Here is a 25,219-nt window from a genome sequence, read left to right as displayed (position 1 = left end):
ATGGTATGAGTCGCCTCGTTCCTATCGCCCTTCCTTATGAGTAAGGGCGCGGCCCCACCTTCATCCATAAGGCGGTGGCATCGTCACTGCACTTGAAGCGCGGAAAACGCCGGCAAAGCGCGTCGCCGCGCTCGATCGCGCGCAGTTCCTCGGCCAGCGCCGCCACGCCCCGCTCGCCCACCGCCGCCATCAGCCCTTGCGCGTCATACGCGTCGTAGCTGTCGACCAGCGCGGCGAAGCCGTCGCTCATCAGCAGCAATCGATCACCTGGCGCGACCATAACGCGGGCATGGTCGGTCGCCACCGATGACGCTGCCGCATCCACGCCGAGCACGCGCCGACCCGGCCGCTCACGCGCGGCGCGACGATCCGCGATCACCGCTGGCGTCCGCAGGCCGCCGAGCGCGTCACCCAGCGCCGCCGCCTCGGCGCTCTCCCCCGCGCGGTCGGGCGCAGGGGTGAGCCAGTCGACCGCGCCGTCGGCACCCACGCGCAGGATCGCGCAGTCGCCCGCCCAGGCCACCTCGAGCGCGGTGCCGACCAGCTGAACCGCCGCGAACGAGGCGCTCGGCAGCTCCCACGCGCCCGCGGGATCGCGCCGCCGCTCGGCCGCGAACCGTGCCGCCACCGTCTCAAACACGGACGCGCAGGTGGCGCGCAGGTCGGCGGCCTCGCCGAACCCGAAAGCGGCGTCGGCGGTCGCGGCAAGCCAAGCCGCACCGCCGCGATCGCCGAGCAAGCTTGGCGGGGCGAGGTCGGTGGCGCCATCGATCACCCAGGCACAGCGCGCGCTCGCGCCGGCGCGGTCGTCGTTGGGCGTGGCGAGATCGCCGCACAGGCTGAGCGACTGGAGCAGGTCGAGGTGCATGGCCCCGCCCCTAGCCGCCCCGCGCGGCTCAGTCGACGAAGAGCAGCGCCGGCGCCTCGATCAGCCCCTTCAACGCTTGCACGAAGCTGGCCGCGTCATGCCCGTCGACCACGCGGTGATCGCAGCTGATCGAGAGATTCATCAGCTTGGCCCGACGGATCGCGTCGCCACGCCCGGCCTCCTCCGGCGCGACGAAGACGGGGCGCTCGACGATCTTGTTGGGGCCGATGATCGCCACCTCGGGTCGGTTGATCACCGGCGTGGTCGCGATGCCGCCAAGCGGGCCGAGCGAGGTGAGCGTGATCGTGCCGTTGCCGAGCTCGTCGGGGCGCAGCTTGCCCGCGCGCGCCGCCGCGGCGAGTCGCGCGATCTCGGTGGCGAGCTGCCAGACGTTGCGGTCCTGCGCGTCGCGGATCACCGGCACCGTCAGCCCGGCGTCGGTCTGCGCCGCCATGCCGAGGTGCACCCGGCCGTGCCGCGTCACCACGCCGGCCTCGTCGTCGTAGCGCGCGTTGAGCATCGGGAAGTCGGGCAAGGTGCGGCACAGCGCGACGATCAGCAGCGGGAGCAGGGTCACCTTGGGCCGCTCGCCGCGGCGTGCGTTGAGCTGCGCGCGCAGCGCTTCGAGCGCGGTGACCTCGATCTCCTCGACATAGGTGAAATGCGGAATGTGGCGCTTCGCCGCGGCCATGTTCTCGGCGATGCGGCGACGCATGCCGATGACGCGGACCTGCTCGTCCTCGCGCGCGCGGCTGGCATGCGGCGGGTGGTAACCCTCGCCGCCGCCGTAGCGGAGGAAGGCGTCGAGATCGGCGTGACGGACGCGGTCGCCCTCGGCGACGCGAACCTGCGCGAGGTCGACGCCGAGATCGCGCGCGCGGGCCCGGACCGCGGGAGAGGCGAGGACTCTGAGCTCCTCCCCGGCACGGAGCATCGGGTCGGATCGTCCCCCGGACGATCCTTGACCATGCGAGGCGTGGTCAACCCGGTGCTGGGGACTGCCCGGCGCAGCCGGGTGGTGGAGGGGGGGCTCCGCGGGCGGAGCGGCAGCTGCAAGGAGCTCCTCCGCCGGCAGCGTTCGCGGCGCCCCACCTCCACCACCGGCTCCGCCCTCGCGCCCCTTCCCCATCTCGGGAAGGATCTGAGTCTCCTCCACGCCGGGGTTCTCCGCCCCGAGCGTGTCCTCCTCGACCGGCGGCGGCACGTCAGCAGTACCGCCCCGCTCCTCCTCGGTCTCGATCACCACCAGTGGCGCGCCGATCGAGACCTGGTCGCCGACCTCGCCCGCGCGCTCGACCACCACGCCGGCGACCGGGCTCTCCATCTCGACCGTGGCCTTGTCGGTCATCATGTCGGCGAGTTGCTGGTCTTCTTCGACGCGGTCGCCGACCTGGACGTGCCAGGCGACGATCTCGGCCTCGGATATGCCCTCACCGATGTCGGGCAGCTTGAAGGTGAAGCGCGCCATGTGCGTCTAGTCCTTGAGAATCTTCTTGAGCGCCTGGCCGATCCGCACCGGGCCGGGAAAATAGGCCCATTCCAGGCTGTGCGGATAGGGCGTGTCGAAGCCGGTGACTCGCTCGACCGGCGCTTCGAGGTGGTAGAAGCAACGCTCCTGCACCAGCGCGGCGAGCTCGGCGCCGAAACCGCCGGTGCGAGTCGCCTCGTGCACCACCATGCAGCGCCCGGTCTTCTTCACCGAGCGCTCGATCGCTTCGATGTCGAGCGGGACGAGTGTGCGCAGGTCGATGATCTCGGCGTCGACGCCGGTGTCCGCCACCACCTGCGCGCAGACGTGCACCATCGTGCCATAGGCGAGCATCGTCACCGCCTCGCCCTCGCGCACCACCTTCGCCTGGCCGAGCGGCACGGTGTAATGGCCGGTCGGTACCTCGCCGCCGGGATGCTTCGACCAATTTTCCGCGGGGCGGTCCCAGTGGCCGTTGAACGGGCCATTGTAGATGCGCTTGGGCTCGAGGAAGAGCACCGGGTCATTGTCCTCGATCGCGGCGATCAGCAGCCCCTTGGCGTCATACGGGGTGGACGGGATCACCGTCTTGATCCCCGAGACATGGGTGAAGATGCCCTCGGGCGACTGCGAGTGAGTCTGCCCGCCAAAGATGCCGCCGCCATAGGGCGAGCGCACCGTGATCGGCGCGGTGAAGTCGCCCGCCGAGCGGTAGCGCAGCCGCGCCGCCTCGGAGACGAGCTGGTCGAGCGCGGGGTAGATATAGTCGGCGAACTGGATCTCGGGCACCGGGCGCAGGCCATAAGCGCCCATGCCGACCGCGACGCCGATGATCCCGCACTCGGTGATCGGCGTGTCGAACACGCGGGTCTTGCCGTATTTCGCCTGCAATCCCGCGGTGGCGCGGAAGACGCCGCCGAAATAGCCGACGTCCTCCCCCATCACGATCACATCGGGGTCGCGCGCCATCGTCGCGTCCATCGCCGAATTGATCGCCTGGATCATGTTCATGCGGGTGGTGGAGGGGGTGTCGATCACGTCGGTCATAGTCGCGTCCATCATTCCTCCCCGGCACGGGGAGGGAGACCGCCACGCGTCAGCGTGGTGGTGGAGGAGGCTCTCCGCGGGCGACAGCACTGGTGGAGAGCCCCCTCCACCAGCCTGCGGCTGGTTCCCCTCCCCGTTCCGGGGAGGATCTCGAAAGCCATCGTCACTTCCGATCCCAGGGGCGGCCGCTCGCCGCTTCCTCGTCGATCATCATCTGGCGCTGCTCGCGCAGGTGCCAGGGCATCTCCTCGAACACGCCGTCGAACAGCGAGTCGAGCGGCTGCGCCAGGCCGTGGCCGAGAATGCCGTTGGCCTCCGCCGCCTTCTGCGCGGCGCGGACTTCCTCGGCGACCGCGCGGTCCATCGCCTCCTGCCGCGCCTCGTCCCATTCGTCGATCGCCACCAGATGGTCCTTGAGCCGTCGCACCGGGTCGCCTAGCGGCCAGGCCGTCGGCTCGCCCGTTGAACGGTATTGCGACGGATCGTCCGACGTCGAGTGACCCTCGGCGCGGTAGGTGAAATGCTCGATCAGCGTCGGCCCGACGTTGGTGCGCGCGCGTTCCGCCGCCCACAACGTCGCGGCGTAGACCGCGAGCGGATCGTTGCCGTCCACCCGCAGCCCGGCAATGCCATAGCCGATCGCGCGCGCCGCGAAGGTGGTGGCCTCCGCCCCGGCGAAGCCCGAGAAGCTCGAGATCGCCCATTGGTTGTTGACGACGTTGAAGATCACCGGCGCGCGATAGACGGTGGCGAAGGTCAAAGCGGAGTGAAAGTCGCCCTCGGCGGTGCTGCCCTCGCCGCACCAGGTGGCGGCGATGCGCGTGTCGCCCTTGGAGGCCGAGGCCATCGCCCAACCCACCGCCTGGGGATATTGCGTGGTGAGATTGCCCGAGATCGAGAAGAAGCCGAAGCGCTTCTCCGAATACATGATCGGCAACTGCTTGCCCTGCAGCTTGTCGCCGGTGTTCGAGTAGATCTGGTTCATCATGTCGACCAGCGGGCAGCCGCGCGCGATCAGCAGGCCTTGCTGACGATAGGACGGAAAGCACATGTCCTCGGCGTCGAGCGCGTGTGCCGCGGCCACCGCCACCGCTTCCTCGCCGAGCGACTTCATGTAGAAGCTGGTCTTACCCTGGCGCTGCGCACGGAACATGCGCTCGTCGAAGGCACGCACCGTGGCCATGTGGCGCAGCATCCGGCGCAGCGTGTCGGGGCTGAGTCGCGGGTTCCACGGGCCGACCGCCTGGTGCTGCTCGTCGAGTACGCGCACCATCGTATAGGCCAGATCGGTGAAGTCGCGCGGGTGCGCGGCCGTGTCGGGGCGCGGCGCGGCGCCGGCGGGGGGCACCTCGAGATCGCCGAAATCGGCCGCGTCGCCGGGGCGGAAGCGCGGCTCGGGGACGTGCAGCGTCAGCGGCTTCAGGTTGCGGGCGTCGCCCAAGGTCCACTCTCCTCGCCGCCCGATTGGCTTGGGACGACTTTGGGTCGGCTTGTAATTATATTTCAAGCGAAGCGGAAGCCCCTTGGTGATGACGAGGACGCAAGCCTTCGTGTCACTGCTACGGAAATGACGTGCGCGTTCTCATCCCGCTCCGGTGAACGCCGGGGGTTGAAGTGGGAAAGCCGTCATCAGACTCACTTACGTCACCCAACTGGACCCCGGCGTCCGCTGGGGTGGCGGCTTGGGCTGGCGCCAGTGGAGAGCAGCTATCGCTGTGCCGCGCGCCAGTCGCATACCGACTCGACTCAACCTATAAGAACAAACTAAGAACGTCACTTCACCAGCGAGTCGTCCCCTGTGTCCGAGTCGAGCGTCCTCCAGTCCCTGCGCGACACGCTCAGCGCGATCGAGGGAGACGGCCATCGCCGTCGCCCGGTGCTGCCGTTCGGTGTGCCGGCGGTCGACGAGCGGCTCGCCAATGGCGGGCTGCGGCTCGACGCGCTGCACGAGGTCGCCGCCGCCACGCCAGCGCTGGGCGACGATGCCTCGGCCACGCTGTTCCTCGCCGGAGTCGCCGCGCGCGCCTGGGGACCGGTGCTGTGGGTGGTGCGGCGGCGCGACCTGTTCGCGCCCGGCCTCTACCAGTCGGGGCTCGCGCCCGATCGCGTGCTTTACGCCGAGGCGAGCGACGATGCCGAGGTGCTCGCGCTGATGGAGGAGGGCCTGCGCCACCGCGCGCTCGGCGCGGTGATCGGCGAGACCCGCCGCGCGGCGATGGCCTCGACGCGCCGGCTCCAGCTCGCCGCCGAGGGCGGGCGCACCATTGCCTTGCTGCTCAAGCGCCACGCGCGCGAGGGGGCGGACCCGCTCGCAGTGCCCTCCGCGGCGGTGACGCGCTGGCGCGTCGGCTCCGCCCCCTCGGCGCCGCTGCCGGTCGCGGGCGTGGGCCGCGCGCGCTGGGACCTCGCGCTGGTGCGGCAACGCAACGGCGAACCTTTTCAGACAATCGTGGAGGCATGCGATGAAACGGGTCGCATCGCTCTACCTGCCCGACTGGTCGATCGACCGGCTGCGGCGGGCAGAGCCGGCGCTCGCGCCGCCGCCTGAGCGCGCAGCGCTCAACCTTGCCGCGCTCAAGGCGGCGGGCGATGCCGAGCAGGGCGGCAAGCAGTGCGACGCACCCAGGAACTCGGGCTGGCGCCCGGGCGCGCGCTGGGCGCGCGACGACGGCGACTATCTGCCCGGTCCGCTCCGCGGCGTCGATGACGCGACTGGCGGCGCGGATGCGTGCTGGGCGGGCGAGACCCGCGCCGACGTCGCGCGCCGCGTCGCCGCGATCGCGCCGCACCAACGCCCGCCGATGCGCGAAATGGGACGCCGCAGCGAGGCGGCGGAGCATCCGTTCAAGCGGCTGCCCGGCGACGATGGGGGGAAATCCAGCGGCTGGCCCGAACCGGTGATGGCGCCGGTGCGCACCGGCGGCGAGGGCGTACGGCCGACGTCGCGGCAGCGCGAGCGCGGCGGGGGTGCGGCCCGGCCGCAAGGTCGTGGTGACGAGGCGCGCGCCTCTGCCCTACCCCCACTCTCATCCCGAACCAGTTCGGGGGTCCAGGGTGCCGTGCACGCGGCGGCGGAAGGCCGGATCCCTCAACACGGGAGGGGCCGAGAAGGGGCGAGCCCCACCGTTCGCCTCGTCGTACCCGGCTCCACCGCAGCCGGCGGCCCTTCGGCTTCCACCACGGACGCCCTCACCGCGCCCGAGCAGCGCCACCCCCCCCATGTCTCCCCCGCGCTGAGCGGCGCGTGGAACGCGATGCCCGCGATCCGCTACCCCGGCGACGGGCCGCACCCGGACAAGACCGACGCCAAGGAGCGCCGCCCCGGCTCCAACGACCCCGGCGCCGCAGTGAAGGAGGTTGCCGCCTTCTTCGACACCGGCCGCACCACCGCGGGCACGGTCGCGCGCGTCTGCCGCGACCCCGCCGCGACTGCCTCGACCGGCGTCGCTCCCGGCCCAGCCCGCGACACCGCGGCGCCGCTCGTCACCGTGCAGAAGGTGGGCAGTCGGGTCGAGATCGCCGCCGCCTCGTCCGCGGCGCGCGCGATCGGGGTCGAGCCCGGCATGGCGCTGACCCAGGTGCGCGCCGCCACCCCCGAGATTGTTGTCCGCGACGCCGACCCAGCGGGCGACCAGCGCGCGCTGCATCGGCTCGCGGTCGCGCTGGCGCGGCGCTGGACCCCGGTGGTGGCGATCGAGGACTCGCAGTCGCTGCTGCTCGACCTCACCGGCGTGGCGCATCTCCACGGCGGCGAGTCGCGGCTGGCGCAGCGGCTGGTGCGGCTGCTCGCGCGGATCGGCATCACCGCGCGCGTCGCGATCGCCGATACCGCGGGCGCGGCCTGGGCCTGTGCGCACCACGCCGAGCCCGAGCAGGGCGGCGTGACGATCCTGCCGCCGGGCGAGACGCTGGACGCGCTCGCGCCGCTTCCCGTGGCGTCGCTCCGCGTCGACGAGCGTGCGCTCGAGCTGCTGCGCCGGCTCGGCGTCGACACCGTCGGCCAGCTCGCCGCGCTGCCGCGCGCGCCGCTGGCGCGACGGTTCGGCACCGCGCTGGCGCAGCGGCTCGACCAGGCGAGCGGGCGCGCGCCCGAGCCGCTCGCGCCGGTGGTGCCGCCGGTAGCGATCACGGTGGAACAGCGCTTCGCCGAGCCCTTGCTCACTGCCGAGCCGATCGCGCATTGGATCGGGCAATTGGTCGACCGGCTCGCCGCCGAGCTGGCGCGAACGGGCCGCGGCGCGCGCGCGCTGCTGCTGGCGGCCACCCGCGTGGATGCCGCTGTGCAGACGCTGCGCGTCGGCTTCGCGCGGCCGACGCGCGCGCGTGATCATCTGCTGCGACTGCTGGTGCGGCGGGTCGAACGGATCGATCCCGGCTTCGGAATCGAGGCGCTGACGCTCCACGTCCAGCGCGCCGATCCGCTCGCGCCCGAATATTGCGACGGCGACCTGGCGGACGGCGAACGCCCCGACCTCGCGCCCTTGGTAGACGCGATCGTCAACCGCATCGGCGCGGCGCGGCTGTGGCGCGCGCGCGCGGTGGAGAGCGAGGTGCCGGAGCGCTCGGTGACGGGCGCCGCGCCGCTCGATCCACCCGAGCGCACCGCTCCTGCGCTGCGCCGCGACGACGTGCGCCGGCTCGACACGCGCGACGCGGACCATCCGTGGCACCCGCGCTGGCCGCGCCCGACGCGGCTGCTGCGCCGCCCCGAGCCGCTCGACCATGTCCTGGCCGAGCTGCCCGACCAGCCGCCCAAGCGCTTCACCTGGCGCGGCGAGTCGCATGTGGTGGTGCGCGGCGACGGGCCCGAGCGGATCGCTGGCGAGTGGTGGCGGCGCCGCGGCGAGCGCGACGCGGTGCGCGATTATTACCAGGTCGAGGACGAGGCGGGGCGACGCTATTGGCTGTTCCGCCGCGGCGACGGCGAGCGCGGTGAGACCGGCGACCTCAGCTGGTACATGCACGGGACGTTCGGGTGAGCGGGACGATGCCACCTCGCTCCCTGCGACACGGGCGCGCGGCCCCGTGACGTACAGCGAGCTCCAGGTCACCACGCATTTCTCGTTCCTGCGCGGCGCCTCGTCGTGCGAGCATTTGTTCGCCATGGCGGCGGCGATGGGCATGCCCGCGCTCGGCGTGGTCGACCGCAACTCGGTCGCGGGCGTGGTGCGCGCGCTTTACGCCTGCGACCAGGTGCGCCGCGACAGCGGGCTCGAGGTGCGCTCGATCCCTGGCTGTCGGCTCGATCTGGTCGACGGCGCCTCGCTGCTGGTCTGGCCCGAGGACCGCGCGGGCTGGTCGCGGCTCACCTCGCTGCTCAGCCGCGGCAAGGCGCGCGCGGACGCGCAGCGCGGCGAGAAGGGGCGCTGCTTCCTCCACTGGGAGGACGTCGCGGCGCACGCGCAGGGACTGGTCGCCGCGCTCGTCCCCGGCCATGAGCCCGACCCCGAGCAGATGCGCTGGATGGCCGACCTGTTCGGCGACGCCGGCCATGTTTGCCTCACCCACTACCGCCGCCCCGGCGAGCAGCTGCGGCTCCACCGGCTGAGCGAGGCGGCGCGCACGCACGGGCTCACCCCGCTCGCCACCGGCGACGTGCTGTACCACGCGCCCGAGCAGCGCATGCTCCAGGACGTGGTCACCGCGATCCGCGAGAAATGCACGATCGACGAACTCGGCCTCCGCCGCGAGCGCAGCGCCGACCGTCACCTCAAGCCGCCGGGGGCGATGGCGCGACTGTTCCGCGACCGGCCCGACGCGCTCGCCGCGACGGAGGCGATTGCCGAACGCTGCACCTTCTCGTTGCGCGAGCTGCAGTATCAATATCCCGACGAGCTGGTGATGAGCGGGCGCAGCGCGCAGGAGGCGCTCGCTCGGCTGTCGCGCGACGCGCTGGCGCGACTGTTCGACGGCGCACCCCCGCCACGCTATGCCGAGCAGCTCGCGCACGAGCTGACCCTGGTCGAGCGGATGGGCTACGCGCCCTATTTCCTCACGGTCAATTCGATCGTCAGCTTCGCGCGCGGGCAGCAGATCCTGTGCCAGGGGCGCGGCAGCGCGGCCAATTCGATCATCTGCTTCGTGCTCGGCATCACCTCGATCGACCCGATCAAGCACCAATTGCTGTTCGAGCGCTTCATCTCGGAGGAGCGCAGCGAGCCGCCCGACATCGACATCGACTTCGAGCACGAGCGGCGCGAGGAAGTGATCCAGTGGATCTACGAAAGCTATGGCCACGACCATGCCGCGCTGACCGCGGTGGTCAGCCGCTTCCGCACCCGCGGCGCGATCCGCGAGGTGGGCAAGGTGCTCGGTCTGCCCGAGGACATGACCGGCGCGCTCGCCAGCCAGGTCTGGGGCTGGTCGAACGAGGGCGTGCCGACCCAGCATGTCGAAGCGCTCCACCTCGACGCCGCCGAGCCGCGGCTGGCGCTCGCGCTCGATCTCGCCAAGCAGCTGATCGGCACGCCGCGCCACCTGTCGCAACACCCCGGCGGCTTCGTGCTGACGCGCGAGCCGCTCCACCAGCTCGTCCCGATCGAGCCTGCCGCGATGGTCGACCGGCGCGTGATCGAGTGGGAGAAGGCCGATATCGAGGAGCTCGGCTTCATGAAGGTCGACATCCTCGGGCTCGGCATGCTGGGCTGCATGCGCCGCGCTTTCGACCTGCTCGCCGCGCACAAGGGCATCGCCATGGACCTCGCCAGCCCGGCGCTGCAGGGCGACGACGCGGCGACCTACAAGATGATCCAGCAGGCCGACACGCTCGGCGTATTCCAGATCGAGAGCCGCGCGCAGATGAGCATGCTGCCGCGGATGAAGCCCCGGACCTTCTACGACATCGCGATCCAGGTCGCGATCGTGCGGCCGGGGCCGATCCAGGGCAACATGGTCCACCCCTATCTCAAGCGCCGCGAGGGCCGCGAGACGGTGGAATATCCCAACGAGGCGCTGCGCGCGGTGCTGGAGAAGACGCTGGGCGTGCCGCTGTTCCAGGAGCAGGCGATGCAGGTGGCGATCATCGGCGGCGGCTTCACCCCGGGCGAGGCGGACGAGCTGCGCCGCGCGATGGCCACGTTCAAGCTGACCGGCGGGGTCGGGCGCTTCCGCGAGCGGCTGATCGCGGGGATGCGCGGCAACGGCATCAGCGAGGCCTTCGCCGAGCGGCTGGTGGCGCAGATCGAGGGCTTCGGCAGCTACGGCTTCCCCGAGAGCCACGCCGCCAGCTTCGCCAAGATCGCCTATGCCTCGTCGTGGATGAAATGCCACCATCCCGACGTGTTCTGCGCGGCGCTGCTCAATGCGCAGCCGATGGGCTTCTACGCGCCCGCCCAGATCGTCCGCGACGCGCGCGCGCACGGCGTGGCAGTGCGCCCGCCCTGCGTGCTGGAGAGCGAGTGGGACACGGCGCTGGTGGAGGGGGAGCCGTCGGCGGCGCGCGGGGGGAGCGTGCGGTGTGGGGCGAACTCGGACGGCCGGAGAACGGCGCCCTCATCACCACCCGCTCCTCCGTCATCCCGGACTTGTTCCGGGGGCCAGGGTGCCGCGCACGCAGTGATCGAGGCACCTGCTGAGGGCTGGCTTCCGGAACGAGTCCGGGACGGCGGCTGGGGGAGAATGACGCTAGCGCCGCAACGGCCTTCGCTACCGGACCACGGTCTGCACCGCAGTGACGCGGATGCAGGGTCTGCCCCGTCAGGGCGCGATCGTGCCCCGGCCGACGCCGCAGCCCAGGGCCATGAGCGTGACCCGCGCGGCACGGGGCTCCTGCGTGCGCAGGAGCACGGCCGCTCGAACGAATTGGATCATACGTCATCGCCCACCGGCAACCCGCCACGACGCGTCGTCGCACCACTCGCCCCATTACGCCTCGGGCTGCGCGTGATCCACGGCCTCTCGGGCGAGGACGCCGGGCGGATCCTCACCGCACGCGCGCACGCGCCCTTCACCTCGGTCGAGGACCTGTGGCGCCGCTCGGGCGTGCCGCTGGCGACGCTTGAGAAACTGGCGCGCGCCGACGCCTTCCACGCGCTCGGGCTCGACCGGCGCCAGGCGCTGTGGGCGATCCGCGGGCTGGGCGAGACGCCGCTGCCGCTGCTCGCCGGGATCGAGCGGCGCGAGGAGCCGGTGACGCTCGCCCGGCTCACCCAGGGGCGCGAGGTGGTGGAAGACTATCGCGCCACGCAGATGTCGCTGCGCGCGCACCCGCTCGAATTCCTGCGCCCGCGGCTCACCGACGCGCGCGTGACTCGCTGCGGCGACCTCGCCGGGCGAGACGGCAAGATGGTCGAGGTCGCCGGCATCATCCTGGTGCGCCAGCGCCCCGGCTCGGCCAAGGGCGTCCTGTTCATCACCATCGAGGACGAGACCGGGATCGCCAACGGCATCCTCTGGCCCGACCGCTTCGAGGCGCAGCGCCGCACCGTGATGTCCTCGGCGATGGTCAGCCTGAAGGGGCGCGTGCAGCAGGAAGGCGCGGTGATCCACGTCATCGTCGATCGCGTCACCGATCTCACCGCGATGCTGCGCTCGGTCGGTGACGTCGACCTGCCGCGGCTGGTGGCACGCGGCGACGGCGCCACCTATCCCGGCGCGCCCGACCGCGGCGATAAGGGATGGCAGCCGCGCCCGCGCTCCGACTATCACTTTCGCGAGCGGCGCGACGACGTGATCCCGATCGCCAGCCACGACTTCCACTAGAGGTTGAATCGTCAGTGCGCGATCGTGCTCCGACGAACGCCGGAGCCCAGGGGCACGCGGATGACACACGCGACGCTGGGCTCCTACCTGCGTAGGAGCACGGCGGCTCGGATCAGGGCATCACGCTAAGTCACGCCATCGCTGCAACAATCTACAATCCATCGTCAGCATTTGCCGCGATCTTGCCGTCGGCCGACGCGCGCTGCCCTCTCGCTGGACGACTCGCTAATGACCGCTTCCCTGCACCAGATCGTCTATATCAGCCGTGCCACCGCGCCGCTCTCCGACGACACAGCGGCGGCGCTGTGCCGTTCCGCCGCCGAGCGTAACCGCGGCGCCCGCTTCACCGGCCTGCTGCTCCGCGGCTTTGTCCCGCGCTGAGACGGCGGTGCGTGCCGCTTCCGGACGACCGTTCCAACCCACAGCAATTTAGCTTGAACTTTCCGGTGCTTTGCAACATCGCCCGGCGGCGCGACCCCGGCCCGTGGCCGCCGCGGACGCAATCGCAGCCGGAACGCAGGACAACAGAACGGATGAGCACGGGCTCCGATCGTCGAGGCACGCATGCTGGCACTTAAGCCATCGCGTCGCGCGCGGCAGCTGCTCGGCCTGCTGCGTCACCCGATCGAGCAGGTGCGGCTGCGGCGCGCCATGGCGCGTGCGCGTCGCGCCGGCGTCGCCGCGGCACGGGGTCCTGGCACGCGACATGGGTCGTTCAAATATGTCGGCGCCTATCTCGCCGCCCCGCTCAGCCGCCGCCAGCGGCTCGCCGCGCTGATCCACCACCATGACTTTGTTGCGCGCCACGCCGCCGCGCACGGCGACACGCTGTGGCGGGCGCCGTTCACTTTGTGGGAGCGGCACGACGAGGAGGGTCGCCACCACGCGCTGTTGCTCACCCCCGCGCGGCTGGCGCCGATGGAGGGCGAGGCGGAACTCGCCTTCCTGCTCGACGGGCAGCGGCTGTTCACGCTGACCTTCGCGCTGGTGAGCGGCGCGCTGATCGGCGCGGCGGATGTGCCGGTGCTGCTCGTCGGTGGGTTGCAGGGCGGCTATCAGGTGCGCGAAGAGCTGCGCTACGCCGCGCGCGCCAATGGCGAGATCGCCGCGCCGACGCTGCTGCTGCTTGCCGCGGCGACGCTGGCGGAGGCGCTCGGCGCCGCGCTGCTGGCGGGGCCATCGAACCGGACCCAGGTGGCAGCGGGCTATGTCGTCGACGGGCGGTCGAGCACGCTCGACTATGACGAGCTCTGGGCCAAGCTCGACGGCGAGCTCACCGCCGCCGACTTCTACCTCGTCGACCCGCGCCGCGAGGAAGCCGAGGAGGGCGAGGTTTCAGGCAAGCACCGTTCGCGCACGCGGCGCCGCCGGCGCATGCGCGTCGCGCTGCGCGCCGACATGCTCGCCGCGATTGCGACGGCGACGGGTCGACCGAATTTTGTCACAACACCTTTGTAGAAAAGTACCGCGCTCAGCTTTGGCGGCGCAGTATAGTGTAAGATTTACCGGCCGATCCAACGGATTTTGCTGATTGACTCGCCTTATCTGAAAGCGCAGCGTCATGCTCGTTCCAGCGTCAACACTGGAGGCGATCATGACCGAACAGCGTCAACACGAACTCGATGATGCCGAATCGGCGCGGGTCACGCGTTTGTCGAGTGAGATCAAGGAGCGGCTCGACGAATTGGCCACGATCTTCCGCGGCGCCGTCGGGCTCGGCGAACTGCCCGAAGGCGCGCTCAAGTTCGAGGCCAAGACGGTGAAGCATGGCGAGCGCCGGCTCCAGACCGTCGAGCTGATCTGTGACGGCAGCGAGTGCGGCTGCATCACCACTTTCCCGAACGGCCGGGTCTTGGTCGAATGGCCCTGCGGGACTGCGGGCTGAGGCCGACGCCTATCGCGTAACCTGCCCGTAGCGCTGCTGCAGCGCACGCGTGACGCCATTGGTCCAGCCGAAGCCGTCCTGAGTCGGATATTCGCCGCCGCCGCCGGCGCGGCTCTCCTCGACGTCATATTTCTCGAGCAGCTTGCCCGAGGCGCGATACTCGCGCTCCACGGTGGCGAGGAAGCGCGTGCCGATCTGCCGCGCCACGCGCTCGGCGCCGTAGCGACGCAGCCCCTCGACAGCAACCCATTGCAGCGGCGCCCAGCCGTTGGGCTTGTCCCACTGCTGCCCGGTAGCCGCCGCGGTGGTGCGCAGTCCGTTGGCGGCGAGCAGGTCTCGCTCGATCGTCAAGGCGACGCGCGTGCCGCGCGACCGCGACGCCACCTCGGTGAACAGCGGATAAGCGGTCGCCGCGGTGACGCCAGCGCGCAGTCGCGCAGCGGCAAGGTCATAGTCGCCGTAGCGGCCGTCGCCTTCGCTCCACAGCCAGCGCTCGATCGCCTGGCGGCGGGTCGTCGCGGCGCGCTCGAACGTCGCCGCACAGGGCCGCGCGAGCGTCCGACAGCGCGCGGCGATCGCGCGCTCCATGCCGTAGAGCAGGCTGTTAAGGTCAGCGGGAATGATCTTCGTCGTGTCGATCGTCGCCAGCGTCCGCCCGTCGGCGAACCAGCGCGAGCTATAGTCCCAGCCGCTCTCCGCGCCGGCGCGCAGGTCGTTGTAGACTCGCGCGTCGCCCTTTCCGGTCTCGACGTCCTCGCGATAGCTCTCGTCGCGCGGGGTCGACTTGCCGTCACCGTAATGCTGGAGGCGCGCGCCGTCGGGCATGGTCGCGGAGCGCTGCTCGACCCAGAAACGATGCTCGGCGAGCAAGGCGTCGAGCCAGCGCGCCTGGGTGGCGCGATCGACGTCGCGCACCAGACCCATCATGAGATAGAGGAACGGCGGCTGCGAGCGGCTGACGTAATAGGTCCGCGTGCCGTTGGGAACATGGCCGAAGCGCTCGACCAGCGAGACGAAGTTCTCGATCATGTCGCGGGTGAGTGGCCGCTGGCCGTCCGCCTCCAGGCCCAGCATCGTGAAATAGCTGTCCCAGTAATACATCTCGCGGAAACGCCCGCCGGGCACGACGTAGCGCCGCGGCAGCGCGAGCGCGGAGGAGCCCGGCGGCGGGCTCAGCGGCGGCCGGGTGAGCTGCGGCCAAAGCGCGCGGATGTGATCGGAGAGCGGCGGCCGCGCCGTGCTGGGAGGCGCGGTGCGGGCCGGCTCGGGCACGTCGAAATTGGCGAGCACGAAGGCGCGCAGCCCGGCATCGTCGAGCGCCCCGGCGCGGGCATAGTCGGCCATGATCGCGGCGGGGCTGCGCTTGGGAGTGGCGTCGGCGAAGGTCTTCCCGTCAGGGAAGAGCCGGCGGCGCTGCACCTGGTCGAACAACGCGCCGAACAGCTCGACGGGCGAGGCGGGGTAGGCGCGCGCGGTCGCGGTGGGAGCGGCGGGCTCGGAGATCGCGGCAACCGTCTGGGCCGCAGCACCGGCGGGCAGCAGCGCGAGCAGCAGCACCGTGGCCCCCATTGTGATCCCGCGCACGCGGGAGTCCGGGCGATCCGCCCGTCGCGGCGCGCGGCACTGTTCGGCCCGGGCCTCCTGCCTTCGCAGGAGCACGGCGCCGGCAGGGGGAACGTCGGCGCTCCGGCGGGAACCGCGCACCGCCGACGCGCCAACGTTCGGACCGCTCACTCCACCACCTGCTCGATCGCGCCGAAGATCGTGTGGTGGCGATCGTCCTCGGCCCAGATCCGCACCGTGTCGCCGCGGCGCAGGAAGGGCGTGCTCGCCTCTCCGCCGCGCAGCGTCTCGACCGCGCGCTGCTCCGCGATGCAGGAATAGCCCAGCCCGCCCTCGCCGATGGGTCGGCCGGGGCCGCCATCGGGGTCGCGATTGGAGACGGTGCCCGAGCCGATGATCGTGCCTGCGCCGAGCCGGCGCGTCCGCGCCGCGTGCGCAATCAGCGCACCGAAGTCGAAGGTCATATCCGTGCCCGCATCGGCGCGGCCGAACGGCTGGCCGTTCCGCTCGACCGCCAGGCGGCGGTGCAGCTTGCCGTCGCGCCACCACGCGCCGAGCGACTCGGGCGTGACGAACACCGGCGAGAAGGACGAGGCGGGCTTGGACTGGAAGAAGCCGAATCCCTTCGCTACCTCGTCCGCGATCAGCCCGCGCAGCGACACGTCGTTGGTCAGCCCGACCAGCCGGATCAGCCCGAGCGCGTCGTCACGCGTCGTGCCCTGCGGCACGTCGCCGGTCACGACCACCACCTCGGCCTCGAAGTCGGCGTCCCAACCCTCCTCCGCGAGCGCGATCGGGTCGCGTGCGCCGAGGAACGAGTCCGAGCCGCCCTGGTAGAGCAAGGGATCGTGCCAATAGCTCTCGGGCAGCTCGGCGCCGCGCGCCTGCCGCACCAGCGCGACATGGTTCACATAGGCCGAGCCGTCGGCCCATTGGTACGCGCGCGGCAACGGCGCGGCGGCATCATGCTCGTGGAAGCGCGCGCGCGGGATCGCCTCGTTGCGCAGGTCGGTGGCGAGCAGCTCGAGCGTGGGCGCGATGCGCTCCCAATCGTCGAGCGCGGCCTGGAGCGTGGGGCAGAGATGCGCCGCATCGGCGTACCAGGCGAGGTCGTCCGAGACCACGACGAGGCGACCGTCGCGCCCCTCTTTCAGGCTGGCGAGTTTCATGCGCTGCTCCTCTCCGCGTCAGGCGTAACGCGGAAGCGCGCGGCGCGCCACCCTGCCGCCGCCCCTCAGCCCGCCAGCAACGCGCGTACCTTGCCCGCCAGTGCCTCCATCGCGAAGGGCTTGGTGAGCAGCCCCATATGAGGCGCGAGCTGGCCGCCGCCGATCACCGCATTCTCGGCAAAGCCGGTGATGAACAGCACCTTCAGCGCGGGGATCAGCGCCAGCGCGGCGTCGGCGACCTGGCGGCCGTTCATCTGCCCTGGCAGGCCGACGTCGGTCACCAGCAGGTCGGGCCGCGCCCCCGCGCCGAGCAGTCGTAGCGCCGCCGCACCGTCGCCCGCCTCCAGCGTGGCATAGCCCAGCCCGGCGAGCACCTCGACCACCAGCATCCGGATCGTCGGCTCGTCGTCTACGACCAGCACCACCGACGTCCCCTGCGCCGCCGGCGCCTGGTCGAGCGGCAGCGCCGCCTCCTCGTCGCCGCCTGCCGCGCCATAATGGCGCGGCAGGTAGATGCACAATGTCGTCCCCTGCCCGACCTCGCTGTAGATCCGCGCCTGCCCGCCCGACTGACGCGCGAAACCGTAGATCATCGACAGGCCCAGCCCGGTCCCCTCGCCGAGCGGCTTGGTGGTATAGAAAGGATCAAAGGCGCGCGCCTGCACCTCAGGCGTCATGCCCGTGCCGGTGTCGCTGACGCACAGCGAGAGATATTGGCCGGGCGGCAGGTCGCGCTCGCGCGCGGCGCGCTCGTCGAGCCAGCGGTTGGCGGTCTCGATCGTGATACGGCCGCCTTCGGGCATCGCGTCGCGCGCATTGATGCACAGGTTGAGCAGCGCGTTCTCGAGCTGGTTGGGATCGACGAGCGCCTCCCACAGCCCGCCCGCCCCGACCACCTCCAGCGTGATCGCCGGCCCGACGGTGCGGCGGACCAGATCCTCCATGTCGCTGACCAGCCGGTTGACGTCGGTCGGGCGCGGGTCGAGCGTCTGCCGGCGCGAGAAGGCGAGCAGCCGGTGCGTCAGCGCCGCGGCGCGGCGCGTCGCGCCCTGCGCCGCGGTGACGTAGCGATCGAGCTCGGCGACGCGGCCCTGCGCCACGCGCACCTGGATCATCTCCAGCGCGCCCGAGATGCCGGTCAGCAGATTGTTGAAATCGTGCGCGAGGCCGCCGGTGAGCTGGCCCACCGCCTCCATCTTGTGCGCCTGGCGCAGCTGCTCCTCGGCGCGCATCAGTTCGGTGGTGCGCGCCTCCACCTCCTGCTCGAGATGCGCGGTGAGATCGGCCAGCTCGCGCTCGGCGCGGCGGCGCTCGACCGCGTCGCGCGTCCGCTCGGCCACCTCGCGGACGAATCCCTGTTCCTCGTCGGTCCACCGACGCGGCTGGGCGTGGTTGAGGTACAGCAAAGCGACAAAGCCGCCCTGCTCGGTCACCGGCATGTTGATGAAGGACATGGCGGCGAGCTGGCGCAGGCCCTCGGCGGTGTCGCGCGTGCGCGGGTCGAGCCGCACGTCCTCGATCGCGACGGTGACGCCGCGCTTCAGATCCTCGATGTACGAGCCATAGTCGCGGAAGTGCAGCACCGCCGGCAGCGGGTCGATGCCCGGCCCGCAGAAGGCGCGCTCGGTGGTGATCGTCTCCGCCGCGGCATCGACGATGCCATAGCCGGCGCGGCTGACGTCGAGCGCGCGCCCCAGTACCCTGGCGGCGGCGAGCGCGAGGTCGCCGGCGTCGCCGGGCTCGCGCAGCCGGTCGCCCAGCTCGACCAGCGCGGCAAGGCGCAACTCGGCGCGCTTGCGCTGGTCGATGTCGAAACTGACGCCGGGGAAGTTGACGGCCGCACCCTCGGCGTCGCGGTCGACCCGCCCCTGCGCCGCGACCCAGCGCGTGCGCCCCTCCGCGTCGACGAGGCGGTACTCGGAATCGAACGGCGCACCGCTGACGATGCTGTGATCGATCGCCTCGCGCACGCGCGGCAGGTCATCGGGATGGATGCCGCCGAAGAAGTCGGTGATCGGCGCGCCGTCGCGCGCCAACTCGGGGTCTACGCCATATAGCGCGGCGAAGCCCGTGTCGGAGGTGACCCGATCGGCGCGAATGTCCCAGTTCCAGCGCCCGATACTGGGCGCGTCGGCGGACGCGCGCGGGCGCGGCGTCGGAGCGGACGGTTCGGTCATGTCAGAGAGGCTGCTCGGAGAATGTCACCCCGTCCAAACACCATCATGGGCCAGGGGTTCAACGCCGCGACCTTGACTTTTTGCTGCACTTGCGCCATCTGCGCCGCATCGAGACGTATGCAGCGTGATCGGGCCCTCGCGGGCTCAGGCTCCGTTTCGGTTGTTGTTTCAGGGCTTCCCAAGTCACGCGGGGCGTCATTCTCCCCCGCCACCCGTGCGTCCTCGCGGCGCGCGGTGGGCCTGTTTCGCAGGATTTTCACATGTCATTCTCTCATCTCGGCCTCGCCGAGCCGCTCGTCCGTGCGCTCGAGGCCAAAGGCTATAGCGAGCCGACCCCGATCCAGCGCGACAGCATTCCGCTGCTGCTCGAGGGCAAGGATCTGCTCGGCATCGCGCAGACCGGCACCGGCAAGACCGCGGCGTTCGTGCTGCCGTCGATCCAGCGCCTGTCCGAGGCGAACAAGCGCGTGCTGCCGACGCATTGCCGCATGCTGGTACTGGCGCCGACGCGCGAGCTCGCCAGCCAGATCGCCGAATCGGCGCGCGGCTACGGCCAATTCTCCAAGATGTCGGTCGCGACCGTGTTCGGCGGCACCAGCATCGCCAAGAACCGCAACGACGTCGCGCGCGGCGTCGATATCCTGGTCGCCACGCCGGGTCGCCTGATCGACGTGATCGAGCAGGGCTTCCTCAACCTGTCGATGCTCGAGATCCTGGTGCTCGACGAGGCCGACCAGATGCTCGACCTCGGCTTCATCCACGCGCTGAAGAAGATCGTGCGCATGCTGCCGCGCAAGCGTCAGTCGCTGTTCTTCTCGGCGACGATGCCGCCGTCGATCCGCCAGCTCGCCGACCAGTTCCTCACCGATCCGGCGACCGTCTCGGTGGTGCCGCAGGCGACCACCGCGGAGCGCGTCGATCAGTCGGTCATCTTCTGCAACCAGAGTGAGAAGCAGGCGCTGCTGACGATCCTGTTGCAAGAGACCAAGATCGACCGCGCGCTGGTGTTCACGCGCACCAAGCACGGCGCCGATCGCGTCGTGAAGCTGCTCGCGGGCAATGGCATCGCGTCGAACGCGATCCACGGCAACAAGTCGCAGCCGCAGCGCGAACGCGCGCTGGCGGCGTTCAAGGCGGGCGAAGTGCCGATCCTGGTCGCCACCGACATCGCCGCGCGCGGCATCGATGTGTCGGGGGTGAGCCACGTGTTCAACTTCGAGCTGCCCAACGTGCCCGAGCAATATGTCCATCGTATCGGCCGCACCGCGCGCGCCGGGCGCAGCGGCGAGGCGATCGCCTTCTGCGCGGACGACGAGCGGCCGTACCTCAAGGATATCGAGAAGCTGACGCGCCAGAAGGTGGCGCAGCATGAGCTGCCCGAGGATTTCCTGCGCCGCGCCGAGCAGCTCAAGAGCGAGCGGGTGAAGGCGATCGGTGCGGACCCCGCGCCGCGCGAGGACCGTCCGCGCGGCGCCCGCCCGCCGGCGCGTCCCAAGGCGACGCACGCGCCGCGCCCGAGCGCTGGCTCGCCGCAGAGCCGCAACTACGCCAATGCGAGCGCCGGGGCGGCCGGCGGCAACGGTGGCGGCAACCGCCGCCGTCGCGGCGGCCGCGGCCGCGGTGCCGGCGGCGGTGCGGGAGCGCCCGCCGGCCGCTGAGCCGGTGAGAGTGCGATCGACGGTCTGAGAGGTGGGTCGATCCTCCCCCGAGAGGGGAGGATCGACGAGCGCCGCATCCCGCTCCCGCTACTTCGCCGCCTTGCGCAGCGCGAGCCGCACCAGCGCGTCGAGCCCGACACCCGTGCCCAGCTCCTCCTCCGCCGCGGCGACCGCGGCGCTCGCCTCGGCGGGACGGAAGCCGAGGTTGAGCAGCGCCGACACCGCGTCCGCGCTCGCCCCCGCGGGCACCACCTGCGCCGCCGCAGCCGGCCCGAGCGCCACCCCGCCGACCTTGTCCTTGAGCTCGCGCACGATCCGCTCGGCCAGCTTCGGGCCGACCCCATTGGCGCGCGCCACCGTCGCCTTGTCCTGCGCCATCACCGCGCGGCTCAGATCGTTGGGCTCGAGCGCGGAGAGGATCGCCAGCGCGACGCGGGCGCCCACCCCTTGCACCCCGGTGAGCAGCCGGAACCAGTCGCGCTCCGCGGCATTCGCGAAGCCGACCAGCCGCAGGAAATCCTCGCCGACCAGCAGCTCGGTGTGAACGAGGCAGGCCTCGCCCGCGGGCGGCAGCGCGGCCAGCGTGCGCGCCGAGGCGCCGACGAGATAGCCGACGCCGGCGACCTCGATCACCGCGTGATCGATCCCGGTCGACGCGACCAGCCCCTTGAGATGCGCGATCATGCGCGCGGCGTTAGGCGATGCCGGGCCGGCCGTCGATGGGGCGCTTCAGTGATCCCATCTTGTCCCGTCATCCCGGCCTCGCGCCGGGATCCATGGTGTCGCGCAAACATCGCGCGGAGCGTGCGCGGCACGAAGGATCCCGGGTCAATCCGGGGTGACGGAGGGTCCGGACGCAGTCGCTACGCCTCAGAACCCCGCGCTGATCGTTGCGAACACCTGGCGCGGCGCGACCGGGAAGAAGTTGTAGGTCCCGCTCGCCGCGGCGATGCTGATCGTGCTGGCGCCGCGCTGGCCCGTTAGATTGGTGACATTCAGGCTCACGCCCAGCTTCTTCGCCAGCCCTTCGCCCGACAGCGGCATGTCGAAACCGATGCGGCCGGAGAGCGTGAAATAGCCCTTGACGCTCAAGTCGTTGGTATAAGTGGCGTAGCGCTTGCCGATATAGTCGCCGATCAACTGCAGTTCGACGCCGTCAGTGCGCAGCGTGGCCACCGTCTTGTTGAGCCACTCGGGCGAACCGGGCACCTTCTTGCCCGCGGTCGGCACCACGGTCTGCGCCGCGCCGACGGTATAATCGTCGTCGTAACGTGAATTGTTGTATGACAGCGCGTTGTACAGCGAGAAGGTGTCGCCGAAGCGGAGTGTGCCGGCGACGTCGACACCATCGGTGGTCACGCTGCCGACGTTCGCCAGGATCGACGCGCCGCTCACCACCGCGCTGATCGTCTGCGTCGGGCTGACGCCGAGCAGCCGGTTCGAGAAGTCGACGTGGTAGTAGCTGATCTGCCCCTCGAAGCCGGTAATCGGGCCGAGATCGAGCGCGCGGCGCGTACGCACGCCGCCCTCATAGGTCCAGCTCGTCTCAGGCTTGGTCTGATCCTTGAACGCCTCGAACAGCGTCTGGCTGCCCAGCGCGAAGGGCGACAGGCCTGCCGCCGCGCTCGTCTGGAACTGGCGAATGTTCTTCTGCGCGTTGACGAACACCTGCTCGCTCGCGGTCATGTCCCAGAGCACACCGGCCTGGGGCAGGAACCATTCGTCGGTGTTGAGCCGGCCGACCGGCAACTCGCGCGAGCCGGTGAACGAGCCCGGGATCGGCTGCACCGGCACCGCCTGGCGCGCCTTCTGGAACGTGCTCTTGAAGCCGGCTTGCACCAGCAACGTCGGTACGACCTGCCACGCGTCCTGGATATGCGTCTGGATCTCCTCAACGCGCACCTCACTGCCATATTGCGTGATCAGCGGGTCGGCGTAGCTGTTGGGGCGGCGGTAGACCGAGCTGGGGTCGTTGATGTCGAAGGCGTACCAACGGCGATAGCTCGACGAGCTCTGCCGCTCGTACCAGCCGCCCAGCTCGATCTGGTGATTGCCCAGCTCGACCTTGAGCGTCGACAGGCCGCCGTAGCGGTCGATGCGATATTCGGTGGTGCGCGTCGCCAGCCCCGAGTTGCCGAAGATCGTCGACAGCCGCGCGAGGTTGGTCGGCGACGTGGGGCTGCTGCCGGCGGCGCCCGGGTAATAATAAGAGAACAGCAGCGGCAGGCCGGCGGCGGTGATCGGGCCGGCGATGATGCCGACACCGTCATTGTGGTGGAAATACACCTGGTTCGACCAGGTCACCCGGTCGGTCGCGCGCCAGTCGTATTTGGCATAGCCGAGATAGTCGGTGCGCAGCGCGCCGCCGTAATAGTTGCTGTAGTTACTGCCTGCCGCGGCATAGCTCGGCGCGCCGTTGTACGCATATTGATTGTTGAAATACTTCAGCGTGTTGGCGAGGTCGGAATAGAGGAAGGGGCGAATGTAGGGCTGATAGGTCTGCGTCGCGGAGACCACCGTCGCGTCCTCGTTGGGCTCGGTCTTGTCCGAATAAGCGAAATAGACGCTCAGCTTGCCGCGGCTGTCCTCGTGCACCAGCTTGGCATTGCCCTGCCAGCCGTTCTGATAGCCGTTGAAGTCCCACGCCCGCGCACGCTGGCGCACGCCCGAGACATAGAGCCGCGTGTTCTGCCCGATGTCGCCGCTGTCGAGGCGAAGATAGGAGCGCGTCGCCTGATAGCTGCCGACGGTCTGCGCCGCGGTGAGGCCGAAGTCGGCGCGCGGATCGCTCGAGAAGGTGTCGATCGTGCCGCCGAGATTGCTGGTCGAGGCGGTGCCGAGGTCGCCCGCGCCCGAGGCCAGGGTGACGCGGCCGACATTCTCCGAGATGATCGCGCGCTGCGGGCTTAGCCCGTTGTAATTGCCATATTGCTGGTCGCCGAGCGGGACGCCGTCGAGCGTGTAGCCGAGCTGCTGCGCGTTGAAGCCGTGGATGAAGAGCGAAATGTTCTGCTCGTTGTTGCCCCACGGATCGGCGGTGAGATAGGTCACGCCGGGCAACGTCTGCAGCGCCTTGAGCGGGCTGATGCCGGGCAGGATCTTCTGGATCTCGACGTTGCCGACCTGCGTGACCGAGCGGGTCACCGCGCCGGTGACGACGACGTCGGTGGCGGCGGTGTCGTCGGTCGTCGCCGGGTCGGCGCCGGGTGCGGGATCCGCGGGCGCGGCGGCGGCGGTCGCAGACGCGGCGCCGGTGCCGTCGCGCACGATCTGCGAGTCCTGCGCCGCGGCGGGCGCCACCGGGAGGGCGAGTGCGGCCGCGCCGGCGAGCAGCATCCTACGGTTCATGTGATCGTTCCCCAGCGGGCGCTGATCCGCCCGTCTGCGCTGCGCTGTGCGAGCGCGATCTTGCGGCGCGATGACGTTACTGGGTCAGTTCAATGACATGCGGTGGAAGGTGCGCTGGGTGGTGGTGAAGGCTGCGTCATCACGTCCAAGATGCGCCGCCCCGACGTCACCGGAGCGGGCCGCCGCAAACCTTCGTCATCCGGGACTGGTCCGGGATCCACCGTTCCGCGCGAGCAACGCTCTCGGCAACAGCGGCACCGTGGATCCCGGAACAAGTCCGGGATGACGGAAGAAGCTAAGGGAAGGCCCGCGCAGGCCGCGGCCCACGAACCCCCTTTCACACCGTCGCGGTGATCGCCTTCAGGTCGACGATCGGGCGCGCGCCGAAATGCTGGATCACCTCGGCGGCGCAGATCGCGCCGAGCGTCAGCGATGCCTGAAGCGACTTGCCGCGCGCCTGGCCGAACAGGAAGCCCGCCGCGAACAGGTCGCCCGCGCCGGTGGTGTCGACCACCTTGTCGATCGGCTGTGCCGGCGCCGTCACGCGCTCGTCGCCCGCAATCGCGGTGGCGCCGCGCTCGCTCAGCGTGACGACGACCAGCGGCACCTTGTCCTTCACCGCCGCGATCGCCGCCTCGACGTCGCCCGTCTCGGTCAGCGACATCACTTCCGCCTCGTTGGCGAACAGCAGATCGATCAGCCCGGCGTCGATCAGGTCGTGGAAGGCGGCGCGGTGGCGGTCGATCACGAACTCGGCGGAGAGCGTGAAGACCACCTTGCGGCCCGCCGCGCGCGCGACATCGATCGCGGCGCGCATCGCCGCACGCGGCTCCTCCGGATCCCACAGATAGCCCTCGAGATAGAGGTAGCGCGCGTCCGCGATCAGCGCGCGGTCTAGCGCCGCCTCGGGCAGATAGTGCGAGGCGCCGAGGAAGGTGTTCATCGTGCGCTGCCCGTCGGGGGTGACGAAGATCAGGCAGCGGCCGGTGGTCGGCGCGCCGGCGCGCGCGGGCGTGTCGAAGCGGATGCCCGCCGCGCGGATGTCGTGCGCGAAGACGTCGCCGAGCTGGTCGTCGGCGACCTGGCCGATGAAGGCGCAGGACGCGCCCAGCGCCGCCATGCCCGCGATCGTGTTCGCCGCCGAGCCGCCCGACACTTCCTGCCCCGGCCCCATCTTGGCGTAGAGCGTGTCCGCCTCCTCCGGCGAGAAGACCAACGCCATCGCCCCCTTGGTCATGCCGTTCTCGGCGACGAAAGCGTCGCTCGCGGGCGAGAGGATGTCGACGATGGCGTTGCCGATCGCGACGACGTCGTAGCGGGGTTCGGTCAAGGGGTT

17 protein-coding genes are annotated in these 25,219 nt (G+C 70.7%); 7 read left to right on the top strand and 10 right to left on the bottom strand.

Translation table 11 applies throughout. The features are described from left to right. Positions 1-34: 34 nt before the first annotated feature. The 4 genes from QBJ89_RS12800 to QBJ89_RS12785 all read right to left on the bottom strand — a co-directional run bounded on the left by QBJ89_RS12800 (position 35) and on the right by QBJ89_RS12785 (position 4,824). On the bottom strand, positions 35-868 hold the full coding sequence (locus QBJ89_RS12800; RefSeq protein WP_277980870.1) for a protein phosphatase 2C domain-containing protein: 834 nt from the start codon (positions 866-868) through the stop codon (positions 35-37). 28 nt (positions 869-896) lie between these two features. After that, positions 897-2,336 (bottom strand): dihydrolipoamide acetyltransferase family protein, encoded by a 1,440-nt coding sequence (locus tag QBJ89_RS12795; protein ID WP_277980869.1) that lies wholly within the window; start codon positions 2,334-2,336, stop codon positions 897-899. A gap of 6 nt (positions 2,337-2,342) precedes the next feature. Next, entirely contained in the window at positions 2,343-3,347 is a 1,005-nt protein-coding gene (locus QBJ89_RS12790) for an alpha-ketoacid dehydrogenase subunit beta (protein WP_277980912.1), read from the bottom strand. Between the two features lie 199 nt (positions 3,348-3,546). After that, a complete protein-coding gene (locus tag QBJ89_RS12785) occupies positions 3,547-4,824 on the bottom strand; it encodes a 3-methyl-2-oxobutanoate dehydrogenase (2-methylpropanoyl-transferring) subunit alpha (RefSeq protein WP_277980868.1) in 1,278 nt (425 codons plus the stop codon). 357 nt (positions 4,825-5,181) lie between these two features. Here QBJ89_RS12785 and QBJ89_RS12780 point away from each other — a divergent pair, with 357 nt between their 5' ends. The 6 genes from QBJ89_RS12780 to QBJ89_RS12755 all read left to right on the top strand — a co-directional run bounded on the left by QBJ89_RS12780 (position 5,182) and on the right by QBJ89_RS12755 (position 13,968). Next, positions 5,182-5,931 (top strand): ImuA family protein, encoded by a 750-nt coding sequence (locus tag QBJ89_RS12780; protein WP_277980867.1) that lies wholly within the window; start codon positions 5,182-5,184, stop codon positions 5,929-5,931. Further along, positions 5,846-8,362, top strand: coding sequence for a Y-family DNA polymerase (locus QBJ89_RS12775; RefSeq protein ID WP_277980866.1), 2,517 nt, complete (start codon positions 5,846-5,848; stop codon positions 8,360-8,362). Before QBJ89_RS12780 ends, QBJ89_RS12775 begins: the two co-directional genes overlap by 86 nt. Before the next feature lie 46 nt (positions 8,363-8,408). Then, positions 8,409-12,083, top strand: a complete 3,675-nt coding sequence (locus QBJ89_RS12770) for an error-prone DNA polymerase (RefSeq protein WP_277980865.1) — start codon at positions 8,409-8,411, stop codon at positions 12,081-12,083. Between the two features lie 228 nt (positions 12,084-12,311). Further along, on the top strand, positions 12,312-12,464 hold the full coding sequence (locus QBJ89_RS12765; RefSeq protein ID WP_277980864.1) for a hypothetical protein: 153 nt from the start codon (positions 12,312-12,314) through the stop codon (positions 12,462-12,464). Positions 12,465-12,647: 183 nt separating this feature from the next. Beyond that, positions 12,648-13,541: a DUF535 family protein gene (locus QBJ89_RS12760; RefSeq protein ID WP_277980863.1), complete on the top strand. Its 894-nt coding sequence runs from the start codon at positions 12,648-12,650 to the stop codon at positions 13,539-13,541. A gap of 136 nt (positions 13,542-13,677) precedes the next feature. Then, positions 13,678-13,968 carry a hypothetical protein gene (locus QBJ89_RS12755; protein ID WP_277980862.1) on the top strand — a complete coding sequence of 97 codons (291 nt, stop codon included), beginning with the start codon at positions 13,678-13,680 and terminating at the stop codon, positions 13,966-13,968. 9 nt (positions 13,969-13,977) lie between these two features. On the opposite strand, the gene treF is transcribed toward QBJ89_RS12755, so the two are convergent. From treF to QBJ89_RS12740, 3 genes are all read right to left on the bottom strand, one after another. Beyond that, positions 13,978-15,552, bottom strand: a complete 1,575-nt coding sequence (treF, locus tag QBJ89_RS12750; protein ID WP_277980861.1) for an alpha,alpha-trehalase TreF — start codon at positions 15,550-15,552, stop codon at positions 13,978-13,980. A gap of 146 nt (positions 15,553-15,698) precedes the next feature. Continuing rightward, positions 15,699-16,700 (bottom strand): fumarylacetoacetate hydrolase family protein, encoded by a 1,002-nt coding sequence (locus QBJ89_RS12745; protein WP_277980860.1) that lies wholly within the window; start codon positions 16,698-16,700, stop codon positions 15,699-15,701. Between the two features lie 65 nt (positions 16,701-16,765). Further along, positions 16,766-18,877, bottom strand: a complete 2,112-nt coding sequence (locus tag QBJ89_RS12740) for a hybrid sensor histidine kinase/response regulator (protein WP_277980859.1) — start codon at positions 18,875-18,877, stop codon at positions 16,766-16,768. Between the two features lie 260 nt (positions 18,878-19,137). Here QBJ89_RS12740 and QBJ89_RS12735 point away from each other — a divergent pair, with 260 nt between their 5' ends. Next, positions 19,138-20,535, top strand: a complete 1,398-nt coding sequence (locus tag QBJ89_RS12735) for a DEAD/DEAH box helicase (protein ID WP_277980858.1) — start codon at positions 19,138-19,140, stop codon at positions 20,533-20,535. Positions 20,536-20,622: 87 nt separating this feature from the next. Here the strand turns inward: QBJ89_RS12735 and ruvA are convergent, their stop codons facing one another. The 3 genes from ruvA to QBJ89_RS12720 form a co-directional block, all read right to left on the bottom strand. After that, entirely contained in the window at positions 20,623-21,219 is a 597-nt protein-coding gene (gene ruvA, locus QBJ89_RS12730) for a Holliday junction branch migration protein RuvA (protein ID WP_277980857.1), read from the bottom strand. Positions 21,220-21,405: 186 nt separating this feature from the next. Then, positions 21,406-23,883 carry a TonB-dependent receptor gene (locus QBJ89_RS12725; RefSeq protein WP_277980856.1) on the bottom strand — a complete coding sequence of 826 codons (2,478 nt, stop codon included), beginning with the start codon at positions 23,881-23,883 and terminating at the stop codon, positions 21,406-21,408. Positions 23,884-24,220: 337 nt separating this feature from the next. Then, positions 24,221-25,213, bottom strand: a complete 993-nt coding sequence (locus tag QBJ89_RS12720) for an adenosine kinase (RefSeq protein WP_277980855.1) — start codon at positions 25,211-25,213, stop codon at positions 24,221-24,223. Between the last annotated feature and the right edge of the window lie 6 nt (positions 25,214-25,219).

It is taken from the genome of Sphingomonas phyllosphaerae, from assembly GCF_029623345.1.
Classification (GTDB): domain Bacteria; phylum Pseudomonadota; class Alphaproteobacteria; order Sphingomonadales; family Sphingomonadaceae; genus Sphingomonas; species Sphingomonas phyllosphaerae_C.
This window is presented reverse-complemented; position numbering and strand designations above follow the sequence as displayed.

Excerpts from the sequence above, each read along its gene's own strand:
- QBJ89_RS12795 (WP_277980869.1), bottom strand. The coding sequence starts at position 2,336 with ATGGCGCGCTTCACCTTCAAGCTGCCCGACATCGGTGAGGGCATATCC.
- QBJ89_RS12745 (WP_277980860.1), bottom strand. The coding sequence starts at position 16,700 with ATGAAACTCGCCAGCCTGAAAGAGGGGCGCGACGGTCGCCTCGTCGTG.
- QBJ89_RS12800 (WP_277980870.1), bottom strand. The coding sequence starts at position 868 with ATGCACCTCGACCTGCTCCAGTCGCTCAGCCTGTGCGGCGATCTCGCC.
- QBJ89_RS12755 (WP_277980862.1), top strand. The coding sequence starts at position 13,678 with ATGACCGAACAGCGTCAACACGAACTCGATGATGCCGAATCGGCGCGG.
- QBJ89_RS12740 (WP_277980859.1), bottom strand. The coding sequence starts at position 18,877 with ATGACCGAACCGTCCGCTCCGACGCCGCGCCCGCGCGCGTCCGCCGAC.
- QBJ89_RS12760 (WP_277980863.1), top strand. The coding sequence starts at position 12,648 with ATGCTGGCACTTAAGCCATCGCGTCGCGCGCGGCAGCTGCTCGGCCTG.
- QBJ89_RS12765 (WP_277980864.1), top strand. The coding sequence starts at position 12,312 with ATGACCGCTTCCCTGCACCAGATCGTCTATATCAGCCGTGCCACCGCG.
- QBJ89_RS12790 (WP_277980912.1), bottom strand. The coding sequence starts at position 3,347 with ATGAACATGATCCAGGCGATCAATTCGGCGATGGACGCGACGATGGCG.
- ruvA (WP_277980857.1), bottom strand. The coding sequence starts at position 21,219 with ATGATCGCGCATCTCAAGGGGCTGGTCGCGTCGACCGGGATCGATCAC.
- QBJ89_RS12725 (WP_277980856.1), bottom strand. The coding sequence starts at position 23,883 with ATGAACCGTAGGATGCTGCTCGCCGGCGCGGCCGCACTCGCCCTCCCG.
- QBJ89_RS12735 (WP_277980858.1), top strand. The coding sequence starts at position 19,138 with ATGTCATTCTCTCATCTCGGCCTCGCCGAGCCGCTCGTCCGTGCGCTC.
- QBJ89_RS12775 (WP_277980866.1), top strand. The coding sequence starts at position 5,846 with ATGAAACGGGTCGCATCGCTCTACCTGCCCGACTGGTCGATCGACCGG.